At 59.5% G+C, this 19,176-nt stretch carries 15 protein-coding genes and 2 pseudogenes; 7 read left to right on the top strand and 10 right to left on the bottom strand.

Annotation, left to right across the window (positions count from 1 at the left end):
- Window positions 1-26: 26 nt before the first annotated feature.
- Window positions 27-1,247, bottom strand: coding sequence for an arginine deiminase (arcA, locus tag WJM78_RS01940; protein ID WP_042035951.1), 1,221 nt, complete (start codon window positions 1,245-1,247; stop codon window positions 27-29).
- A gap of 747 nt (window positions 1,248-1,994) precedes the next feature.
- On the opposite strand from arcA, the gene WJM78_RS01935 reads away from it, so the two are divergent.
- Complete coding sequence (locus WJM78_RS01935) at window positions 1,995-2,171, top strand: hypothetical protein (protein WP_167335271.1); 177 nt, start codon at window positions 1,995-1,997, stop codon at window positions 2,169-2,171.
- A 100-nt stretch (window positions 2,172-2,271) separates the two neighbouring features.
- Window positions 2,272-2,463, top strand: a pseudogene (locus tag WJM78_RS01930) (chromosome partitioning protein ParA); the annotation flags it as partial.
- A gap of 615 nt (window positions 2,464-3,078) precedes the next feature.
- Here WJM78_RS01930 and WJM78_RS01925 read toward each other — a convergent pair.
- From WJM78_RS01925 to WJM78_RS01900, 6 genes and pseudogenes are all read right to left on the bottom strand, one after another.
- A pseudogene (locus WJM78_RS01925) lies at window positions 3,079-3,318 on the bottom strand (hypothetical protein); the annotation flags it as partial.
- 96 nt (window positions 3,319-3,414) lie between these two features.
- Window positions 3,415-4,425 (bottom strand): galactose/methyl galactoside ABC transporter permease MglC, encoded by a 1,011-nt coding sequence (gene mglC, locus WJM78_RS01920; RefSeq protein WP_017412477.1) that lies wholly within the window; start codon window positions 4,423-4,425, stop codon window positions 3,415-3,417.
- A 16-nt stretch (window positions 4,426-4,441) separates the two neighbouring features.
- Window positions 4,442-5,962, bottom strand: coding sequence for a galactose/methyl galactoside ABC transporter ATP-binding protein MglA (gene mglA / locus WJM78_RS01915; RefSeq protein WP_339013097.1), 1,521 nt, complete (start codon window positions 5,960-5,962; stop codon window positions 4,442-4,444).
- Window positions 5,963-6,015: 53 nt separating this feature from the next.
- Window positions 6,016-7,002 carry a galactose/glucose ABC transporter substrate-binding protein MglB gene (gene mglB, locus WJM78_RS01910; protein ID WP_339013095.1) on the bottom strand — a complete coding sequence of 329 codons (987 nt, stop codon included), beginning with the start codon at window positions 7,000-7,002 and terminating at the stop codon, window positions 6,016-6,018.
- Between the two features lie 234 nt (window positions 7,003-7,236).
- Window positions 7,237-10,302, bottom strand: a complete 3,066-nt coding sequence (locus WJM78_RS01905; RefSeq protein ID WP_339013092.1) for a beta-galactosidase — start codon at window positions 10,300-10,302, stop codon at window positions 7,237-7,239.
- A gap of 190 nt (window positions 10,303-10,492) precedes the next feature.
- Window positions 10,493-11,500, bottom strand: a complete 1,008-nt coding sequence (locus tag WJM78_RS01900; protein WP_042035945.1) for a substrate-binding domain-containing protein — start codon at window positions 11,498-11,500, stop codon at window positions 10,493-10,495.
- A 202-nt stretch (window positions 11,501-11,702) separates the two neighbouring features.
- Here WJM78_RS01900 and galE point away from each other — a divergent pair, with 202 nt between their 5' ends.
- The 5 genes from galE (at window position 11,703) to bacA (ending at window position 16,955) form a co-directional block, all read left to right on the top strand.
- Window positions 11,703-12,716, top strand: a complete 1,014-nt coding sequence (galE, locus tag WJM78_RS01895) for a UDP-glucose 4-epimerase GalE (RefSeq protein WP_042035943.1) — start codon at window positions 11,703-11,705, stop codon at window positions 12,714-12,716.
- Between the two features lie 82 nt (window positions 12,717-12,798).
- Complete coding sequence (locus WJM78_RS01890) at window positions 12,799-13,857, top strand: UDP-glucose--hexose-1-phosphate uridylyltransferase (RefSeq protein WP_339015718.1); 1,059 nt, start codon at window positions 12,799-12,801, stop codon at window positions 13,855-13,857.
- Window positions 13,854-15,002 (top strand): galactokinase, encoded by a 1,149-nt coding sequence (galK, locus tag WJM78_RS01885; protein WP_287146900.1) that lies wholly within the window; start codon window positions 13,854-13,856, stop codon window positions 15,000-15,002. Before WJM78_RS01890 ends, galK begins: the two co-directional genes overlap by 4 nt.
- Window positions 14,999-16,024 carry a galactose-1-epimerase gene (gene galM / locus WJM78_RS01880; RefSeq protein ID WP_339013085.1) on the top strand — a complete coding sequence of 342 codons (1,026 nt, stop codon included), beginning with the start codon at window positions 14,999-15,001 and terminating at the stop codon, window positions 16,022-16,024. The genes galK and galM overlap by 4 nt, the downstream gene beginning before the upstream one ends.
- 115 nt (window positions 16,025-16,139) lie before the next feature.
- A complete protein-coding gene (bacA, locus tag WJM78_RS01875; RefSeq protein WP_339013084.1) occupies window positions 16,140-16,955 on the top strand; it encodes an undecaprenyl-diphosphate phosphatase in 816 nt (271 codons plus the stop codon).
- A gap of 63 nt (window positions 16,956-17,018) precedes the next feature.
- Here the strand turns inward: bacA and WJM78_RS01870 are convergent, their stop codons facing one another.
- From WJM78_RS01870 to WJM78_RS01860, 3 genes are all read right to left on the bottom strand, one after another.
- Entirely contained in the window at window positions 17,019-17,696 is a 678-nt protein-coding gene (locus tag WJM78_RS01870; protein ID WP_339013081.1) for a ChrR family anti-sigma-E factor, read from the bottom strand.
- The gene (locus WJM78_RS01865) at window positions 17,689-18,258 is read right to left on the bottom strand and encodes a sigma-70 family RNA polymerase sigma factor (RefSeq protein ID WP_339013078.1); all 570 of its coding nucleotides are present in this window, start codon (window positions 18,256-18,258) and stop codon (window positions 17,689-17,691) included. The genes WJM78_RS01870 and WJM78_RS01865 overlap by 8 nt, the downstream gene beginning before the upstream one ends.
- A gap of 133 nt (window positions 18,259-18,391) precedes the next feature.
- Entirely contained in the window at window positions 18,392-18,958 is a 567-nt protein-coding gene (locus WJM78_RS01860; RefSeq protein WP_287146897.1) for an LON peptidase substrate-binding domain-containing protein, read from the bottom strand.
- Window positions 18,959-19,176 lie beyond the last annotated feature (218 nt).

The raw sequence follows: 19,176 nt of genomic DNA, 5'->3' as shown, positions 1-19,176 counted from the left end.
GCCTCTGCCGGCGCCACGCCGTCTTGTTAGATGCCGTCACGTTCCATCGGGCAGCTCATGCAGCGGGCACCGCCGCGGCCACGGCCCAGTTCTTCACCCGGAATGGGGAGCACTGTGATACCGGCCTTGTCATATTTCTCGTTGGTATAGGTGTTGCGCTCATAACCCACGACTACGCCAGGACGCACTGTCAGCACGTTGTTGGCATCGTTCCACTGTTCGCGTTCGGCCTCGAAGCTGTCACCACCTGTGGTGATGAGCTTGAGCTGATCCACGCCCAGCGCCTTCTCGATGGCGGTCACGAAGTAACCCTCTTCCTTGATGTTCATGCCGGTGGCACCGCCCGGAGTCAGGCTCCAGCAATTCACATCCTTGCGGATGACTTCCGGATAGACGGAGAAGGTATCTATATCCATATGAGTCATGACGGTATCTAGGTGCATGCAGCTGCGGTGTTTCGGCAGTTCCATGGCGATGACCTGTTTGGCCTGACCGTGTTTGAACAGGCTGCGAGCCAGGTGCTCGACCCCTTGCGGCGTGGTGCGCTCGGACATGCCGATGAGCACGGCCCCACGGCCGATAACCAGTACATCACCCCCTTCGATGGTGGAGTTGTCGTAGTCACGATCCTCGTCACCGAAGTACTTGATGAAATCCTGACCGGCAAACTGCGGGTGCCAGCGGTAGATAGCCTTCACATGGTTGGTTTCGCGACGACGGGCCGCCTTGGCCATGGGGTTGATGGAGACGCCACCATAGACCCAGCAGGAGGTATCACGGGTAAAGAGGTGGTTGGGCAGCGGCTCTATGATGAAATCGGTCGGGGCGTGCATGCCCACTACCATGTTGACGCCACTGTAAGGCATCTCTGAGTAGGTCAGGCCACCGGAGAGAATGCGCGCCAGTTCGCGGTGCGGCATGTCCGCCAAGAAGCAGCGCACGTCGTTGGCGAGGGAAGAGCCGAGGCGATAATCGGACACTTGATGTTGCAGCAGCCAGGTTTTGGCTTCCGGCACATCCAGCGTCTCGGCCAGCAGGTTAGTCAGCAGGAAAACGTCGACATTCTGATCGCGCAGTACCTGAGCGAATTTGTCGTGCTCCTGACCGGCGCGTTCAACCGACAGGACATCATCAAACAGCAGGTCCTGGCAGTTGGAAGGGGTCAGACGCTTCAGACTGAGGTTGGGGCGGTGCAACATGACACGGCGCAATTGGCCAACTTCAGAACCTACATAAAATTTGCTCATGATTATATTCCGTCTAGCAGTGGTCCCTGCGAGTGATTGAATAGATTCCTTCTATTCATGCTCGTGGCTAAGGCGGGATATTCTTTATGTAGGGTACTCAGCTTGTGTTCTATCCTGCCCTTGCCTTTCGAGACCGAGGTTAGACCTGCGAATCACGATAAACTTAGACATTGATCACATTCACTCTGAACTGAATAAAGTCACGGTTTATTCTTTGATGAGGGTAACAGAACTGACAATCTCTCATTCAGCCATCATGCATCAACACGCATAAACCCATGCTTTAATTTCAAATTTCATCCTATTTCATTCATTTCTCATATCTGCCAAAGGATATAACAAAAAACAAAAAACCATTATTTTCAATGTGATACAAAATAAAAATGCATCACCTGAATTTAATATGCATGAAACTGAATTTTTCACTGATTTTTACGGGATGAACATCGAGATAAATAGTCATAAGTGAGCGGCGCGCTGAATAATCTGCTTCTTGTCCCAGATCATGGCATTGTGCCCAACCCGCCAGTACAGGCTCGTGGCAGACGTTGTCAACAACATGCCGGTTATATGGATATGCACAAAGCCCGCATCTTGGTCATGTATTTCTCAGCCCCCTTGCCACCCTCTCTGTTCAAACTTTTTTCATTCGGTGAATTTATTTCATCACCTTGCGTCGCAGGCCCGCTCGGCTTTACTCAGAAAGTGATCCAGATCACAGCGTGTTCTGTTACCAAGGAGATAGCCATGAAGATCAAGTCACTGTTTCTGTTCGCCGCCCTGACCTTGCCCATGACCCCATCGCTGGTCAGCGCTGCGGGCGCCCCCGCGATACCCATGGTGGTCTGCCATGTCGACCAGGCTCCCCAGATGCTGGTCCCAGAGTACGTGTGCAAGTGGTACGGTGGCCGCCAACACCACTGAAAATGAAAGCCCAGGAGGAGGTCACCTCCTCTTGGCTTGTCATGCGTCCCTCCTCCTATATTCAAGGCAGCTGTTTTCATAGGGATAGGAGATAGTCATGATCCTGTTGGTCGATTGTGACCCACAACTCACCACAGCGGACTGGATCCAGGCACGCAACGACAACCCGGAGCGGCACCAGATAAAGGGCGTTCAGCTCAACGGCAATATTCGCAACGACTTGCTCAGCCTGAAGAAGCGCTATGACTACGTCATCGTCGACTGTGGCGGCGAGGGCAACCGGGCACAGCGCTGCTGGCCCACCATATTGGTAGTCATTCTTGCCTTTCCGGCAACCAGCCATCTGCCTCTTCCCCCCCTTTTTGAACCCGAGTTAAACAGCGTGTGAGATATTCGCCACCCCTTCTGTGAGCAAAACGCCGAAAAAAATCCCGAGATAGTCGGAAGATGGGATCAACTAACCTGAACCATAAACACTCAACCATATGATTTTAAATGACAAAAAACGCAACAAGTTTCTTGCGTAACGAGATTCGTAAAAACGTTTTTCAGGCTACCGTTGTCGTCCCCTGCGAAATCCTTATAGTTACTCATGCACGGACGCAATGAAGTCGGTCAGGAAGACTGGCTGCCAGGGTTGGGCAAATGGACTCACCACAGGATGTGGTAAAGGACACCTCCCAGGACGGAGAAAGTGCGACGGGAACGGACGACTCGTCAAGCCATGATGGCTACAGGACACCCCAAAGGATTGGGAAGGGGAAACCTAAAGGAAGAGGTATAGTCAGGGATTGCAGGGAGCAACTTCGTTCAAGGATATGAGCGATAAGACTATCGGGGGCGACGCAAGTCGCCCCCATCTTTTTGACCTTTTTTATCTGGACCCCAACTCCAGATGCCGTTACTCCTGCCGTAAGGACCCCACGATTTCCCTCAGCCTGTGATAGGTCTGCTGCATTGAAGCCAAGCTGGTCACGGTCAGACGGCGAGTGAGATCGCCACTACCATGGGACGGCTCCGGCACCACTATGGCCACGCCAAGCAGCGAAAAGTAACGCCCCTCACCACTCATCTTCTCCAGCCGCTTCTTGAATTCGCTCATGTCGAGGTAGTAAAGGTAGGCAGAGCCGGCGCCGCGAGGCATCAATGGTGTCCAGTCTCAGCAAGAGGTCAATCTCGACCTTGAATGGCATGGCCCCCTCTGGAAGAGAGGGCTGGCAATGCCAACCCTCCCTGCCAATCGTTATTTCTTCTTGGCGTACTTCATGGAGTCCAGCGCCACCGCCAGAATGATGATGCCGCCCTTGATGATGAACTGCCAGTAAGGGCTGACCCCGATATAGGTCAAACCGTAGTTGATCAGGGTGAAGATAAGCACGCCGGTGATCACACCCGCGACCGTCCCCACCCCGCCAGCAAACGACACGCCACCCACCACGCAGGCCGCGATGGCATCAAGCTCATACATGAAGCCGAGGTTGTTGGTGGCACTGCCTACCCGCCCCGCTTCCAGCATGCCGCCGAAGGCGTAGAAGACCCCTGCCAGCGCATAGATCATCACCAGATTGACTGCCACGTTGACGCCGGAGACCTTGGCCGCCTCGGGGTTGCCACCGATGGCGAAGATGTTTTTGCCAAAGCGGGTCTTGTTCCACAGCACCCAGACAAAGACGCTGGCGATGGCCGCATAGAAGGTGAGGTACGAGAGCTTGAATCCTCCTATCCGGATAAATCCCTGGGCGAAGCTGGAGAAGCGGGGATCAAACCCGGCCACCGGCGAAGCGCCCACCGAGTCAAAGTAGAGGGAGTTGATGCCGTAAACGATGATCATGGTGCCCAGGGTGGTGATGAACGGGGTCACGTTCAGGTAAGCCACGATGAGGCCGTTAACCAGCCCGATCAGCGCCCCCACGGCACACACCAGCAGGATCACCACCGGAATGGGCACCTCCCCCAGACTGGGGAACACCTTGTTGACGTTGGTCAGCGCCTGCAGCATGGTCGCCGCGATGAGCGCCGCCAGACCGACCTGACGACCGGCCGACAGATCCGTCCCCTGGGTGATGATGATGCCCGCCACCCCCAGCGCTATGATGACTCGCACCGAGGACTGGGTCAGGATGTTGCTGAAGTTGGTGAGGCTCAGGAAGGAGGGTTCCTGGATCACGATGACCATGAGCAGTACCAGCAACACCAAGTAGATGGCGTTTTCCTTGAGCGCCTGCATCAGATTGAAATTTTTAGCCGACTCCATAAATGTCTTCCTGTCTCTAGAGGTACAGAGATGCCAGGCGCAGTATCTCGCTCTGGTCAGTTTCTTTGGTATTGACGATCCCGGCGACCCGGCCATTGCTCATCACCATGATGCGGTCGGTGATCCCCAGCAATTCCGGCATCTCTGACGAGATGATGATGATCCCTTTGTCCTTCTTCGCCAGCTCCAGGATCAGCTGGTAGATCTCGAACTTGGCCCCCACGTCGATGCCGCGGGTGGGCTCGTCGAGCATCAGGATCTCTGGCTGGGTCAGCAGCCAGCGACCAATGATCACCTTCTGCTGGTTGCCCCCGGAGAGAGAACCGATCTGGGTCTGCTGGGTCGGCGTCTTGACCCGCATGGAGTCGATGACCCACTGGGTATCGCTCTTCATCTTGTTGTCGCTGAGCAGCCCCATGGAGCCTTTGTAGCTGTCCATGTTGGCGATCAGGGAGTTGAAGGCGATGTCGAGACGCGAATATATACCGGTGGAGCGACGCTCTTCCGTCACCAGCGCAAAGCCGTTGCGAATCGCTTCGTGGGCATTGTGGTTGGCCACCTCTTTGCCGTGCAGCTTGATGCTGCCCTGGCTGCGATCGCGGATACCGAACAGGGTCTCGACGATGTCGGTACGCTTGGCCCCCACCAATCCGGCGATACCGAGGATCTCCCCCTTGTGCAGGTTGAAGGTCACGTCTTGGATGGAGGGCTGGTTCTTCGCCGTCAGATGTTCGACCTCGAGGATCACCTCCTGCGGCTGGTTGGTTTTTTCCGGGAAACGCTGGGTCAGCTCACGACCGACCATCATGCCGATGATCTGATCCATGGTCATCCCCTTGAGCGGCTGGGTCGCCACCCACTGGCCATCCCGCAATATGGTGATCTCGTCACAGAGCTGGAAGATCTCCTCCATCTTGTGGGAGATGTAGACGATGCCGCACCCCTTCTCCTTCAACTTGTTGATGATCTTGAAGAGATGGCTCACCTCTTTCTCGGTCAGGGAGGAGGTGGGTTCGTCCATGATGACGATCTTGGCGTCGTAGGAGAACGCCTTGGCGATCTCGATCATCTGCATCTGGGAGACCGACAGGGACGCGACCTTCACCTTGGGATCGATATCGATGTCGAGTTCATCGAAGATGCGCTTGGTGTCGTCATACATCTTGCCGTGGTCGATGAACCACCCTTTGGTCGGGTAGCGGCCGAGCCACATGTTGTCCATTACAGAGCGTTGCAGCACCAGGTTGAGCTCCTGATGCACCATGGAGACGCCATTTTCCAGCGCCTCTTTCGAGGAGGTGAAGTTGATCTCTTGCCCCTTGAAGAAGATCTTGCCCTGATCCTTCTCGTAAATGCCGAACAGGCACTTGAGCAGTGTGGATTTTCCCGCTCCGTTCTCGCCCATCAACGCATGCACAGAATGAGGACGGACCCGTAAATTGACATTATCGAGTGCCTTGACGCCGGGAAAGCTCTTACTGACGTCAATCATCTCCAACAGCCATTCTGATTGTTGCTGTGTTGTCATATCAGCCATCACATCTGGTTGAAAAAAGGGCAAGGGGATCTCCCTTGCCCTGAAGGAGGGAATTATTCGAATTGGGACAGGTTGTCTTTATCTACGCCGACGTAGGGAACACGCACGACCTTGTTGACGATGTTCCACTTGGTACCTTCACCAGCCGCCTTGCCTTCAGCCAGGTTCTTGGTCAGCTCGTAGGTCGCCTTGGCCTGGTTGGCCGCATCGTTAAGCACTGTACCCGCCATGGCACCGCTCTTCACCAGCGCCAGCGCTTCCGGCAGCGCATCGACGCCGAACACCGGGATGGCACTCTTGCCCTGTGCTTTCAGCGACTCGACCGCGCCCATCGCCATGCCGTCGTTGTTGGCGATGACCACTTCGATCTTGTTGGCGTTCGGGCCGGAGATCCAGGCGTCCATCTTGTCCTTGGCCATGGCGGTATCCCACATACCGGTATCCATGTGCAGCTGCTGGGTCTTGATGCCGCCGTCATTCAGGGTCTTGATGACGTAACTGGTGCGGGCTTCCGCATCGGGGTGACCCGGCTCCCCTTTCAGCAGCACAAACTGGATGACGCCATCCTTGTTCAGATCCCACTCCGGATGAGCTTGCCAGTGTTTGGCAATCAGGTGACCCTGGATGATGCCTGACTCCTTGGAGTCGGTCCCCACGTAGTAAGCCTTCTCATAGCTGGCCAGATCGGCAGCACTCGGCTCCTTGTTGTAGAACACCACCGGAATATCTTCGCCACGGGCCTTCTCAATCACGACAGGGGCCGCAGCGGGGTCAACCAGGTTGATAGCCAGCGCCTTCACGCCCTTGGCCAGCAGCACGTCGATCTGGTCGTTCTGCTTGGACTGGTCGTTCTGGGAGTCATTCATCAGCAGCTCAACCCCGGGGTTGGCAGCCGCTTCCTTCTCGATGGCCTTGCGTACTACCGCCATGAAGTTGTCGTCGTACTTATAGACGGTCACCCCGATACGGGTCTCGGCATGGGCAGTGGCTCCTGCCATCAGGCTCATCAGCACGGCGGCAATTGTCGTAATTTTTTTCATTGTTATGCTCCGATCTCTCTATCTGTTTTTGTAGGGAATGCTGTGCGCCTATTGAACTGGCGCCAGCCTAATGTAATCAATTTGTTGTGCAATGCTCTGTGAACCTGACAACAAAATGAAAACGATTACAATCTGTTACGTGGCAACAAAAAAACTAAATATCATATGGTTATGAGCAATGAATCTCCATTGAGGCTTAACCGCCACCTCAGTCGACCCACCCATGGCTCAGATTCAGCGTAGAACACAGTTCCAATAGTAGCCGCCTGGCTGTAACCAATATTCCGGTCGCACGCTCTGACTCCAGGAGTCATCGCCACCAATTCCCATATGGAATCCATCGAGGCAGAGATACAGGCCACCCTCGGCCACCAGATCTGTCTGGTGACGGGCCAGGGCCAGCTGCTGCTGGCTGTAGCGGCTGACGCTGAAATGGAACTGCCCTTCGACCACGAGATCCCCCAGTTGTAGTTGGCGGGTATCACAGCGCAGTCCGTTGTCAGTCGGGAAGACATAAGGGGTATGCAGGGCCGCCAGCGGCAACTGCCAGCGACCGAGATCGGCGCCGAGCAGGCGATCCGGATAGTTCTCGTGAGGACCCAGACCCAGCCAGCTCACCTCTGCCACCTCGTCGACCACCCAAAGCAAGGCGCCGATGCGGGGCAGTGACGGCATGCCGGCCGCGACCTCGACGGCTATGGTAAGCGCCATGGCACCGTCTGCACCGAAGTCGTGCTGCCAGCGGGTCGACAGTTTGAGCACCCCCTGGACAAAGTAACCGTGCCTGACCAGCACGCGGCCATGATGGGGATCCACCTCCAGCCCAAGACAACGATGCTCCAGATCGTTGAGTCCGGCGCCTTGCCAGCGGGCAATCCAGGCGTTGGGATCTATGTGATCCGCCTCGCTGGCGCCTATGTCGTTGTCGAGCGGCGCACGATAGAAGTGATCGGCGATGGCATCTTGCAGCCGTTCGCGGCCATGTTTCTGCCAACTGCGTATGCGGCCGCTGGTTTTGTCCAGTTGCCACTCACTGCCAGCCGCGCAGACAAGCCAATGATCCGGCTGCTCGTTTATCGCGGCGGGGTTAAACGCCGCCGGTATCGCCATAGGCGTTGGCAGCATAAATTGCTGGTGCGCCACCTCATGCTCAGGCTCGGCCCAGGCCGTGGCTGCGGGTTGCACTATGGCCAGATCCAGCCAGGCGAGGGAGCCCGCCGCAAAGGTGGGCAGCGTCCCGGTCAGGGTCAACTCGACTACCCCTTGTGGCGCCAACATGAGGGAGAGCTCCCCCTGCTGCATCACATGGCCGTTCTCGCACAGCTGCCAGCAAAGCCGTTCGTTATCGGTGGCGCGGAACAGGTATTCGCTCTCGATCCGCACCCGCAGCGGGGTGTGCTGGAGCAGGCTGAAGCGAAACGGCTGCTGGGCCCGTTTCGCCTCGCACAGGGCGGGATGGGGGGTGCGATCCGGGAACAGCAGGCCGTTGCAGCAAAACTGGCGATCATTGGGCTGGTCGCCGAAGTCACCGCCGTAGGCCCAGTAGTGACGGCCATCGTCGGTCTGCTTGTCGAGCCCCTGATCCATCCAATCCCACACGAAACCGCCCTGCAGCCGGGGGTGATCACGAAACGCCTGCCAGTAGTGGGCGTAGCCCCCCAGGCTGTTGCCCATGGCATGGGCGTATTCGCAGAGGATCAGCGGACGGGTCTCGTCCGGCAGGCCGATCCACTTGGCCAGCGCCCACTTTGGCACGGCCGGAAAGGGCTGATCCTGATGGGTGCGCGCATACATAGGGCAGATGATGTCGGTGGCCGCAGTATCGGCGCCGCCCCCCTCGTACTGCACCGGACGGCTCGGGTCGCTGCCCTTGACCCAGCCATACATGGCATCGTGGGCCGGGCCATAGCCCGACTCGTTACCCAGCGACCAGATGATGATCGAGGGGTGGTTGAAGTCGCGCGCCACCATGCGGGTCGCCCGCTCCAGAAAGGCATTGCTCCAGGCCGGATCCCGCGCCAGCCGCCCCATGGGGGTCATGCCGTGGGTCTCCAGATTCGCCTCGTCCACCACGTAGAGGCCGAGCCGATCGCAAAGGCGGTAAAACTCCGGATGGTTGGGGTAATGGGAGCAGCGCACCGCGTTGAAGTTGTGCTGTTTCAGCAGCCGCAGATCCCGCGCCATGGTGGCGGGGGTCACCACGTGGCCCTGGGCCGCATCGTGTTCGTGGCGGTTGGCACCACGGATCAGCAGAGGCTGGCCATTGACTCGCAGCAGACCGCCTTTGATCTCCACGGCCCGAAAGCCCACATCATAGGCCTCGCTCTCGATGGGCTCGCCCTGCTCGCCGAGCAAGGTCAGGGTCAGCCGGTAGAGGTGGGGTGTCTCGGCACTCCACTTGCGAGGGGCCGTGACCGCCAGCCACAACTCGCTGCGATCTTCATAGGCCCCCTTCTCGTCGATGGTTGAGGTGCCAAGCCGCTGGCGCAGGTTGGCCACCCGCTCTGTGCCGTCGTAGAGGCTGACCTCCACCGACAGACCCATTGCGTTGGCGGCCTGCAGCGCGATCTTGAGACCAGCATCCCGATAGCAATCATCCAGCACGGGCGTCAGCCGCACATCCATCAGGTGGCGATCGGGTTTGTGCAGCAGACTGACGGAACGGAAGATACCACTCAGGCGCCACATGTCCTGATCCTCCAGATAGGAGCCATCGGACCAGCGCAACACCAACACCGCCAGCCGGTTGCAGCTGGCCTGCAGAAAGGGGCTGAGATCGAATTCGGCGGGCAGCCGGCTGTCCTGGGAGTAGCCTACCCAGTGGCCGTTGCAGAACAGGTAGAAGGCGCTGTCGACCCCGTCGAAGATGATGCGGGTCTGGCCGCTGGCCAGCCAGTCGGCGGGCAACTCGAACTCGCGAGAGTAGCAGCCGGTCGGATTGGCAGCAGGCACCCTGGGCGGATCGCAGGGGAAGGGGTACTTGATGTTGGTGTAGATGGGGCTGTCCGTGAGCGGACGCGATGCCGGGTAGGCGGCATCCAGCTGCCAGTTGCCCGGCACCGTAATGGGGCAGGCATCCGCCAGATCCTGCGCCAGCCAGCCTTCGGGCACCCGCTCGGGTGCGGCAAAGAAAGAGAAGCGCCACTCGCCATCGAGCAAGATACGGGAGGAAGAAGCCAGATCATCCTTGGCATCCGCTTCGCTGCGCCAGCTGAACATGGGGGTATGGGCAGCCAGCCGGTTTACCGACGTAATGGCCTGGGTCTGCCAATCCTGACGCGCCACTATCTCCCTGAGCATTCACTCTCTCCCTGCTGATTGGAAAACCTATTCAGTCTAGAGAAGTATGACGCAGGGAACGGCGATCTTGCTCACACAGATGTAAACGATTACACCAATTTTGTTAAGTAAAACGGAGTAAAAATGATTAAAAACCAGGTAAAAAAATAAACGCGCATAACACGACCTCGAACGAGGCCGTGACTGATCGCTATCCGGCCCGAACCGGTGCGACCGAGTGGCGATTGATCAGCGTGGGGGTATAAATCCGGCTCTGGGTCGCCTCACTCTCCCCCGCCGCCAGCTGAATAGCCAGCTTGGCAGCCTGGGCAGCCATCAGCTCGATGGGATAGCGCATGGTGGAGAGCTTGGGTCTCAGGTATCTGGCATAGATGATGTCATCGAAGCCCACCACAGAGACCTCCTCCGGCACCTTGAGGCCATTATCCGCCAGCACCGAGATGGCGCCAGCCGCCATGGCGTCGTTATAGGCCACTACGGCGGTCACCCTGAGCCCCTTGGCCAACAGGTTGAGCATGGCGCGCTCGCCCCCCTCTTCGCTCGGTGTGCCGCTCTCGATCAGCTCCGGATTTGCTGCCAGACCCGCCTCCATCAACCCGTCCTGATAGCCCTGCAGACGCAAGGTGGCATCCTCAATGGCGTGATCCGAGCTGATAAACGCGATATGGCGATGGCCCAGATCGATCAGATGACGGGTCGCCGTAGCGGCCCCCAGCCGGTTGTTAAGGGCGATGCAGCGTCCCTTGAGGGCAGGAATATCGCGGTTGATCAGCACCATGCCGGGCACCCGCATGGCGTAGTCGATAAGCTCCTCGTCGCTCAGCGCCTTGCTGTGCACCACCAGCGCCTCGCAGCGCTTGCCGATCAGCAGCTCGATGGATTCCCGCTCTTGTTGCGCCCTGTGAAAACCATTACCCATCAACAGGTGCAACCCCTGCCCCACCGCAATCGCCGCCACCCCCTTGATCAGGGCGCCGAAGAAGGGATCCGCCACGTCACCGACCACCACGCCCATGGTGTCACAGGTCTGGCTCACCAGTGCCCGCGCGTTGGCGTTGGGGGTATAGCCCAGCTCGGCCATGGCCTTCTGCACCACCTCGCGAGAAGCGGCGCTGGCCTTGGGGGAGTTGTTCATCACCCGTGAAACCGTTGCCACCGACACATTGGCCAAACGGGCGACATCCTTGATGGTGCTCATGCTGTTTTCACTTATTTCACTGTGCAATAGCGCACCATTATACCCAGCAAACCTATTGAAAACAGGGGTAAAGCGCATATCTGCTACCAGAATAATCCCAAAAGCAATGTAATCGTTTACACTGTTTTGCAAGCAAGCTCACAGTTTGGTCGCCCCCCCCTCGGCTAGACTCCTTCCAGACACTTTTTCAGTGGAGAGCAAGATGAACGTTCTGGTCACCGGCGGTTGCGGATATATCGGCAGCCACACCTGTCTGGCCTTGCAGGCAGCGGGAATGAAACCCGTTGTGGTGGATAACCTCTGCAATAGCAAGGCGGGCGTACTGGCTCGCATCGCCGCCATCAGCGGCCAGCAACCCGTCTTCTATCAAGGGGATATTCGCGATGCCGTCCTGCTGGATCGGATCTTTGCCGAACAACAGATCGACGCAGTGATCCATTTTGCCGCTCTGAAAGCCGTCGGTGAGTCGACCCGTATTCCGCTGGACTACTACGAGAACAACCTGAGCGGCACCCTCACCCTGTTGCAGGCGATGAAACGTGCCGGGGTCGACAGCCTGGTGTTCAGCTCGTCAGCCACCGTCTATGGCGATCCGGCCAGCACGCCCATCCGGGAGGACTTCCCGCGCAGCGCCACCAATCCTTACGGGCGATCCAAACTGATCATCGAGGAGATCCTCGAGGATCTGCAGCAGGCTGAACCCCATTGGAGCATGACGCTGCTGCGCTACTTCAACCCGGTCGGCGCCCATAGCTCCGGCTCCCTAGGGGAAGATCCTCAGGGCATACCCAACAATTTGATGCCCTTCCTGACCCAGGTCGCCATCGGCCGCCGCGCCTCTCTCTCTGTCTTTGGAAACGATTACCCCACCGTCGATGGCACCGGGGTGCGGGACTACATCCACGTGATGGATCTCGCCGAGGGACACGTCAAAGCGCTGCAACATTGCGCCCGGCAGGGGGGCATGCACGTCTACAACCTGGGCACAGGTCAGGGCCAGAGCGTGTTGCAAATGGTCGCGGCGTTCGAAGCCGCCTCCGGTCGGCCGCTGCCCTATCGCATTGAACCCAGGCGCCCCGGCGACATCGCCGAGTGCTGGGCCGATCCCGCCAAGGCAGAGCGCGAGCTGGGCTGGCGGGCCAGTCGGGATCTCGCAACCATGTGCGCCGACAGCTGGCGCTGGCAGTCCGCCAATCCGCAGGGGTACGAGGCGTGAACATGCCCAGTGCCACTCGCCCTCCTTCGTCCGCCCGGCAGGCGGCCAATCCATCCATTTCATCAGATAATGAGGAGTGATGATGTTCAACCCGGTTGATCACCCCCACCGTCGTTTCAACCCACTGACCGGTCAATACGTGCTGGTCTCCCCCCACAGGGCCAAGCGCCCATGGCAGGGCCAGGTAGAGAAGATAAGTCAGGCGCCGAATCACTCCCATGATCCGGATTGCTTCCTCTGCGCAGGCAACCAGCGCGTCACCGGCGACAAGAACCCGGACTATCAGGGCACCTTCGTCTTCACCAACGACTTCGCCGCCCTGATGCAGGACACGCCGCCCGCCGATGGCGACCAGGATCCCCTGCTGAAACTGGAGGCCGCCCGCGGCACCAGCCGGGTCATCTGCTTCTCGCCCGATCACGGCAAGACACTGCCCGAGCTGCCGCTGCCCGCCATAGAGGCAGTGATCACCACCTGGATGGAACAGGTGGCCGAGCTGTCGAGCCAGTGGCAATGGGTGCAAGTGTTTGAAAACAAGGGCGCCGTCATGGGCTGCTCCAACCCCCACCCTCACGGCCAGTTGTGGGGCAGCGATTTTCTGCCCAACGAAATCGCCCGCGAAGAACAGCACCAGCGTGACTGGCTGGCCGCGCATAGCCGCCCGCTGCTGGTCGAATATGTGGAGCGGGAGCTGGTGGATCGAACCCGCATCGTCGTGGAAACCGAACATTGGCTGGCAGTCGTTCCCTTCTGGGCCGCCTGGCCGTTCGAAACCCTGCTGCTGCCCAAGACCCATGTGCCCTCCCTGCTCGGCCTCACCCCCGAGCTGCAGCAGGATCTGGCGGTGGCACTCAAGGAGCTCACCAGCCGTTACGACAACCTGTTCGAGTGCAGCTTTCCCTACTCCATGGGTTGGCACTTCGCGCCGCCGCACTCCGACTGCCCGGAAGCCTGGCAGCTGCACGCCCACTTCTATCCGCCCCTGCTGCGCTCCGCCACGGTGCGCAAGTTCATGGTGGGCTTCGAGATGCTGGCAGAAGCCCAGCGCGACCTCACACCGGAGCAAGCTGCAGAACGGCTGCGTGCCCTGAACCCGATTCACTACAACCAGACCAGCCAAGCCAATGAGGAAACCCTATGACCCCCAGCCAACACGTCAGCACCGTTTTTGCAGAGCAGTTTGGGCAGCAACCCGACCTGCTGGTGCGTGCCCCCGGCCGCGTCAACCTCATCGGCGAGCACACTGACTACAACGACGGTTTCGTGCTGCCCTGCGCCATCGACTTCGAAACCTGCGTCGCCATCGGCCTGCGGGATGACAGCCTGGTGCACGTGATCGCCGCCGATTATGGCAACCAGCACGACCTGTTCGATTTGAACCACCCCATCACCCATCATGCCGAGCAGCGCTGGAGCGACTACATCCGCGGCGTGGTGAAATACCTGCAGGTGCGCGGCCATGCGCTGCGCGGCCTCAACCTGGTGGTCTCGGGCAACGTGCCGCAGGGCACCGGCCTGTCGTCGTCCGCCTCGCTGGAAGTGGCCATAGGCCAGGCCTTCAAGGAGGCGCTGGGGCTCGACATCAGCCAGGCCGAGATCGCGCTCAATGGCCAGCAGGCGGAGAACCAGTTCGTCGGCTGCAACTGCGGCATCATGGATCAGATGATCTCCGCCAGCGGCAAACAGGATCATGCCCTGCTGCTCGACTGCCGCTCGCTCCAGACCCGTCTCATCCCCATGCCCCCCGATCTGGCGGTGCTGATCGTCAACTCCAACGTGTGGCGCGGTCTGGTGGACAGCGAATACAACACCCGCCGTCAGCAGTGTGAAACCGCCGCCCGCCACTACGGGGTCAAGGCGCTGCGCGACCTCGACATGGCCGCGCTGGAAGCGGGCAAGGCCGGGCTGGATGAGATCTGCTACCGCCGCGCTCGCCACGTGGTGGGCGAAAACGCCCGCACTCTGGCCGCCGCCGATGCGCTGGAGTCCGGCGATCTGGTGCGCCTCGGCGAACTGATGGCCGAGTCCCACGCTGCCATGCGCGATGACTTCGAGATCACAGTGCCCCCCATCGACGGTCTGGTGGAGATCATCAAGGCCAAGCTTGGCCGCGAAGGCGGTGTGCGGATGACGGGCGGCGGCTTCGGCGGCTGCGTGGTTGCCCTGCTACGCCCGGCGCAGGTGGCCGAGGTGATTGCCGCCGTCGACGCCGAGTATCCGGCCCACTTCGGTCTCAAGGCCGATAGCTATGTCTGCCGCGCCAGTTCAGGGGCAGGCAAGTTATGAGCGGCGCCATGACCCCATTCGAGCTGGAAAACGAAGAGGGGCTGCGCCTGCGCGGCCTCGATTTTGGCGCCACCCTCACCTCCCTCACCCTGCCGGTAGCGGGCAAGCACCGCGAGGTGCTGCTGGGCTGCGCCGAAGCGGCCTATCCTGCTCAGCAGGCGTGGCTGGGCGCAGTCGCCGGGCGTTTTGCCAACCGCATTGGCGGCGCCGAACTGGTGCGCGATGGCCAGCACTGGCCGCTGGATGCCAATCAGGCGCCCCACTGCCTGCACGGCGGACGGGAGGGATTTCATCGCCAACGCTGGAACATCAAGGAGCTGGAGGCTGATAGGGTCAGACTCGTCCTGCTGTCAAAGGCGGGCGATCAGGGTTTCCCCGGCAACGTGCGGGTGACGCTGGAGTACCGGCTGGAGCTGTGCGATCTGGTGGTCGATTTCAGGGCCAGCACGGATGCACCGACCCCGGTCAGTCTCACCAGTCATGCCTACTTCAACCTGGATGGGGGCGGCGATGTACGCGAGCACACCATCAGCCTCAACGCCGATCGCTTTTTGCCAACCGATGAGAGCGGTCTGCCGCTGGCCATTACGCCGGTGGAAGGCCCCTTCGATCTGCGCGCCCCGCGCCCAATAGGCCAGGATTGGCTGAGCCATCCCCAGCAACAGCAGGCCAAGGGGTACGATCACGCCTTCCTGCTCAACCAGCTGCGCCATGACAGCCTAGAGATCCCCTCTTTACCGCTCGCTGACCCTGAGCATACCTGGGCCGCACGAGTGATCTCCGGCGATCGGCAGCTGGCGATGGAGGTCTACACCAACCAGCCTTCGCTGCAGTTTTACACCGGCAACTGGCTGGCCAATACGCCGAGCCGCAACGACCAGCCGTATCGGGATTACGACGGCTTCTGCCTGGAGGCGCAGCAGTTGCCTGACAGCCCCAACCGGCCCGAGCTCGGCAATCCCTGGCTGCTGCCGGGACATTACTACCACCACCAGACCCGCTACCGTTTTATCCGCAACTGAGATCGGCCGATCTTAAGATTTACATGGCCTCATCTGTCACAATCGAGCAAGATAAACCGCCCCGAGACCTTCCCGGGGCGTTTTTACATCAACGAAATTAAGGACTGTTTGTTCGATGACTGACACTTATAGCCTGCTGGTCGCCTTTATTCTGGGCGTCGTCGAGGGGCTGACCGAGTTCCTCCCCGTCTCCTCCACCGGCCACATGATCATCGTCGGCCACCTGCTGGGCTTCGAAGGCCCCAAGGCCGCCACCTTCGAGATAGTGATCCAGATGGGCTCCATTCTCGCGGTCGTGGCCGTCTTCTGGCGCCGCCTCTTTGGCCTGATTGGCATCCACTTTGGCCAGAAGCCAGCGCAGGATCACGCCACCCTCTCCCTGGTGCACATCATCCTCGGCATGCTGCCCGCCGTGATCATCGGCCTCGCCATTCACAGCTGGATCAAAGCCAACCTGTTCGGCCCCGAGACAGTGATGTACGCCCTGGTGGCTGGCGGCATACTGCTGATCATCGCCGAGAAATGTCGCCCGGCGGTACGCTCCGAGACCCTGGATGACATCAGCTACAAACAGGCGTTCGGCATAGGTCTGTTCCAGTGTCTGGCACTCTGGCCCGGCTTCTCCCGCTCCGGCGCCACCATCAGCGGCGGCATGCTGATGGGGATCAGCCGTCAGGCAGCGGCCGAGTTCTCCTTCATCCTGGCGGTGCCCATGATGGTGGCGGCAAGCGGGCTGGATCTCTACAAGAGCCGCGACCTCCTCTCCATGGCCGACTTTCCCATGTTTGCGGTGGGCTTTGTCACCGCCTTCGTGGTCGCCATGATTGCCATCAAGACCTTCCTGGCGCTGATCCGTCGCCTCGACTTCATTCCGTTCGCCATCTATCGCTTTATCGTGGCCTTCGTCGTCTACCTGGTGTTTGTGGCCTGATGGCAGGCAAATAGCCGAATGAAAAAGGGACCTTTCGGTCCCTTTTTCTATTGCTGCCCCACCTCAATAGAGACGATGGGTGATGCCATTGAGCAGCCGCGACAGTCCCTTGGTGAACTGGACCGGCGCATCCTGAACCGTGTAACAGAGGCACCCGTCCGGGGTGTGCGGGCTGTGGGCATGGCTGGCATCGCGCCAGATGAAGTCCCCCGCCTGATAGCAGGTCTCCCCGTCCTGTATGTTGCCAGCCAACAGCAGGGTCAACTCATAGCCCTGATGGGTATGCTCGGGTATGCGGCCACCTGCCTCGATATGCAGCAGGCTGGCACGGGCCCCCAACTCGTCCAGCGGCAAGCTGTGCTGACGAATGGCACCTATGTGACGCCACTTGGGGGCATGGTGACGAGCCAACACCCTGGGCAACCGATATGACTGGCCCGCCACCTGCAACTCGGGTGCTGGCCGCACCGGCTGGCCGAGTTCGGCCGGGCTGGCCACCGGCTGTTGCAGTATGCCGGCCAGCATGGCATCGAGCTCCACCGGCATGCTTTCGCTTGTCTCAGCGGGCTCATCTACCGGCTCCAGATACTGACGGGCCAGCGCCTCTTCACAGGCCTGCAAACGGGCGGCACACTCGGGGCAGAGCTCGCAATGGGCAGAGACACCGACCGCCAGCGGCAGGGGCAGCTCGTCGGCAGCGAAGGCGCGCAACATGGCGTGAATCGGATGGGTTTTAATCATGGCCTTGCTCCACTTGCTCTTTCAATTTCTGTAGTGCCAGTCTGAGGCGGGATTTGATGGTACCAAGCGGCACGCCGAGTCGCTCCGCCAGCTCCTGCTGGGAGAACTCCTGCAGATAGATGCCGCGCACCACCTGCTGTTGCGGTTCCGGCAGAGTGGCGAGGTAGTGCGCCATCTGGCGAGTCAGCACGGCATCCTCACCACCGCTCAGGTGCTCCTCTTCCGCCCTGAACTCCAGCATGGGCCACAACTCCTCGGCGCAGAGATCCTCCTTGCTGGCGCGGCGGCGGCGCAGCATGTCAAAACTCTGGTTGCGCATGACGGTGTAGATCCAGGTGGTCGGCGCCCCCTTCTCGGGGTGGTAGAGGCGGGCCTTCTGCCACACCAGCAACATGGTTTCCTGCACCAGCTCCATGGCGTTGGCTTCGCTGCCGAGGTGACGCAGCCCATAGCTGCGGATGCGCGGCGCAAAGTGGTGAAACAAGCGGGCGAAGGCAGCCTTGTCGGCCTGCTCGGCGACCCGGATGAGAAGAGACTTCAGATCGCCATCTGGGCTGTCCATGGGGGGCGATATCCTGCGCTGAGTCGATTGGGGTTGGCCAGTATATGCCATTGCGCCATGCCTTCAATGTTGTGGTCATCACCATTACGCCGGGTGTGGAAAAAGGATCACTGGCAGGGCCGAAAATATACACTCAATGGCTGGCAACCAGCAGGCCGCTCAGCAGGGAGAGTGTTGGCTGGTTGTCTTCCGCCGCCAGCAACCACTGCTTCTGTTCTACGGGAATGGGCAGCACCTCCAGCCAACGCTGAGCCACCCAGCTGGCATCGTACCAGTCGGGATCATGGTAGAGCGCCGCATATTCCGGGTAGTCATTGAACACATCCTGCAGTGCCCTGGCCAGGGAGTGCTGATCGGCATTGAGCCGACCCGCCTGCCAGGGCGGCAGCAGCGCCACCTCACCGATCCTCAGCCCGTCGGGCTCCTGCCACAGCTCAGCGATCCTGACTCGCTCAATGCCGAGCACTGTGATCCCCAGCAGACCATCTGGCAGTTGATCGAAATCGATGATCCGCACCCGGGTGGCGATGGGATACATGTTACGCAGCGCATCAGGCTGACGGGGGTCGAGCATGCAGAGCACGAAGCCCTGATCTCCCGCCGCGGCGATCATGCGCTGGTATCTGGGCTCGAAGATGCGCAGCGGCATGATGCCACCGGGCAGCAGGTGAGCCGAGAGGGGAAACAGCGCCAGTTTCATCAGAATATTCCTCTGTGGAAGATACCTGTGGATACGACCGCCGTGGAAGGGCAGATCATTCAGACCGAGTTGGAATAAAAAAAACCCTTAACAATCAGGGGAAAATAGCCTGGACAAGCCGCTTCGATATGCAGTAGAAATGGATAAGCACCATTTATTCCATTGAATATTCTGGATACGGGTGACAAATGCAGTGAAATATCCGCCCGACCAACTCT

Origin of the sequence: Aeromonas popoffii (assembly GCF_037818705.1) — a bacterium.
GTDB lineage: Bacteria > Pseudomonadota > Gammaproteobacteria > Enterobacterales > Aeromonadaceae > Aeromonas > Aeromonas popoffii.
Note: the sequence above shows the minus strand (reverse complement) of the source record. Positions and strands in the feature narration are given on the sequence as shown.

What these genes read in the sequence shown, in the direction of transcription:
- arcA (WP_042035951.1), bottom strand. Translation starts at nt 1,247, where the DNA reads ATGAGCAAATTTTATGTAGGTTCTGAAGTTGGCCAATTGCGCCGTGTC.
- WJM78_RS01935 (WP_167335271.1), top strand. Translation starts at nt 1,995, where the DNA reads ATGAAGATCAAGTCACTGTTTCTGTTCGCCGCCCTGACCTTGCCCATG.
- mglC (WP_017412477.1), bottom strand. Translation starts at nt 4,425, where the DNA reads ATGGAGTCGGCTAAAAATTTCAATCTGATGCAGGCGCTCAAGGAAAAC.
- mglA (WP_339013097.1), bottom strand. Translation starts at nt 5,962, where the DNA reads ATGGCTGATATGACAACACAGCAACAATCAGAATGGCTGTTGGAGATG.
- mglB (WP_339013095.1), bottom strand. Translation starts at nt 7,002, where the DNA reads ATGAAAAAAATTACGACAATTGCCGCCGTGCTGATGAGCCTGATGGCA.
- WJM78_RS01905 (WP_339013092.1), bottom strand. Translation starts at nt 10,302, where the DNA reads ATGCTCAGGGAGATAGTGGCGCGTCAGGATTGGCAGACCCAGGCCATT.
- WJM78_RS01900 (WP_042035945.1), bottom strand. Translation starts at nt 11,500, where the DNA reads ATGAGCACCATCAAGGATGTCGCCCGTTTGGCCAATGTGTCGGTGGCA.
- galE (WP_042035943.1), top strand. Translation starts at nt 11,703, where the DNA reads ATGAACGTTCTGGTCACCGGCGGTTGCGGATATATCGGCAGCCACACC.
- WJM78_RS01890 (WP_339015718.1), top strand. Translation starts at nt 12,799, where the DNA reads ATGTTCAACCCGGTTGATCACCCCCACCGTCGTTTCAACCCACTGACC.
- galK (WP_287146900.1), top strand. Translation starts at nt 13,854, where the DNA reads ATGACCCCCAGCCAACACGTCAGCACCGTTTTTGCAGAGCAGTTTGGG.
- galM (WP_339013085.1), top strand. Translation starts at nt 14,999, where the DNA reads ATGAGCGGCGCCATGACCCCATTCGAGCTGGAAAACGAAGAGGGGCTG.
- bacA (WP_339013084.1), top strand. Translation starts at nt 16,140, where the DNA reads ATGACTGACACTTATAGCCTGCTGGTCGCCTTTATTCTGGGCGTCGTC.
- WJM78_RS01870 (WP_339013081.1), bottom strand. Translation starts at nt 17,696, where the DNA reads ATGATTAAAACCCATCCGATTCACGCCATGTTGCGCGCCTTCGCTGCC.
- WJM78_RS01865 (WP_339013078.1), bottom strand. Translation starts at nt 18,258, where the DNA reads ATGGACAGCCCAGATGGCGATCTGAAGTCTCTTCTCATCCGGGTCGCC.
- WJM78_RS01860 (WP_287146897.1), bottom strand. Translation starts at nt 18,958, where the DNA reads ATGAAACTGGCGCTGTTTCCCCTCTCGGCTCACCTGCTGCCCGGTGGC.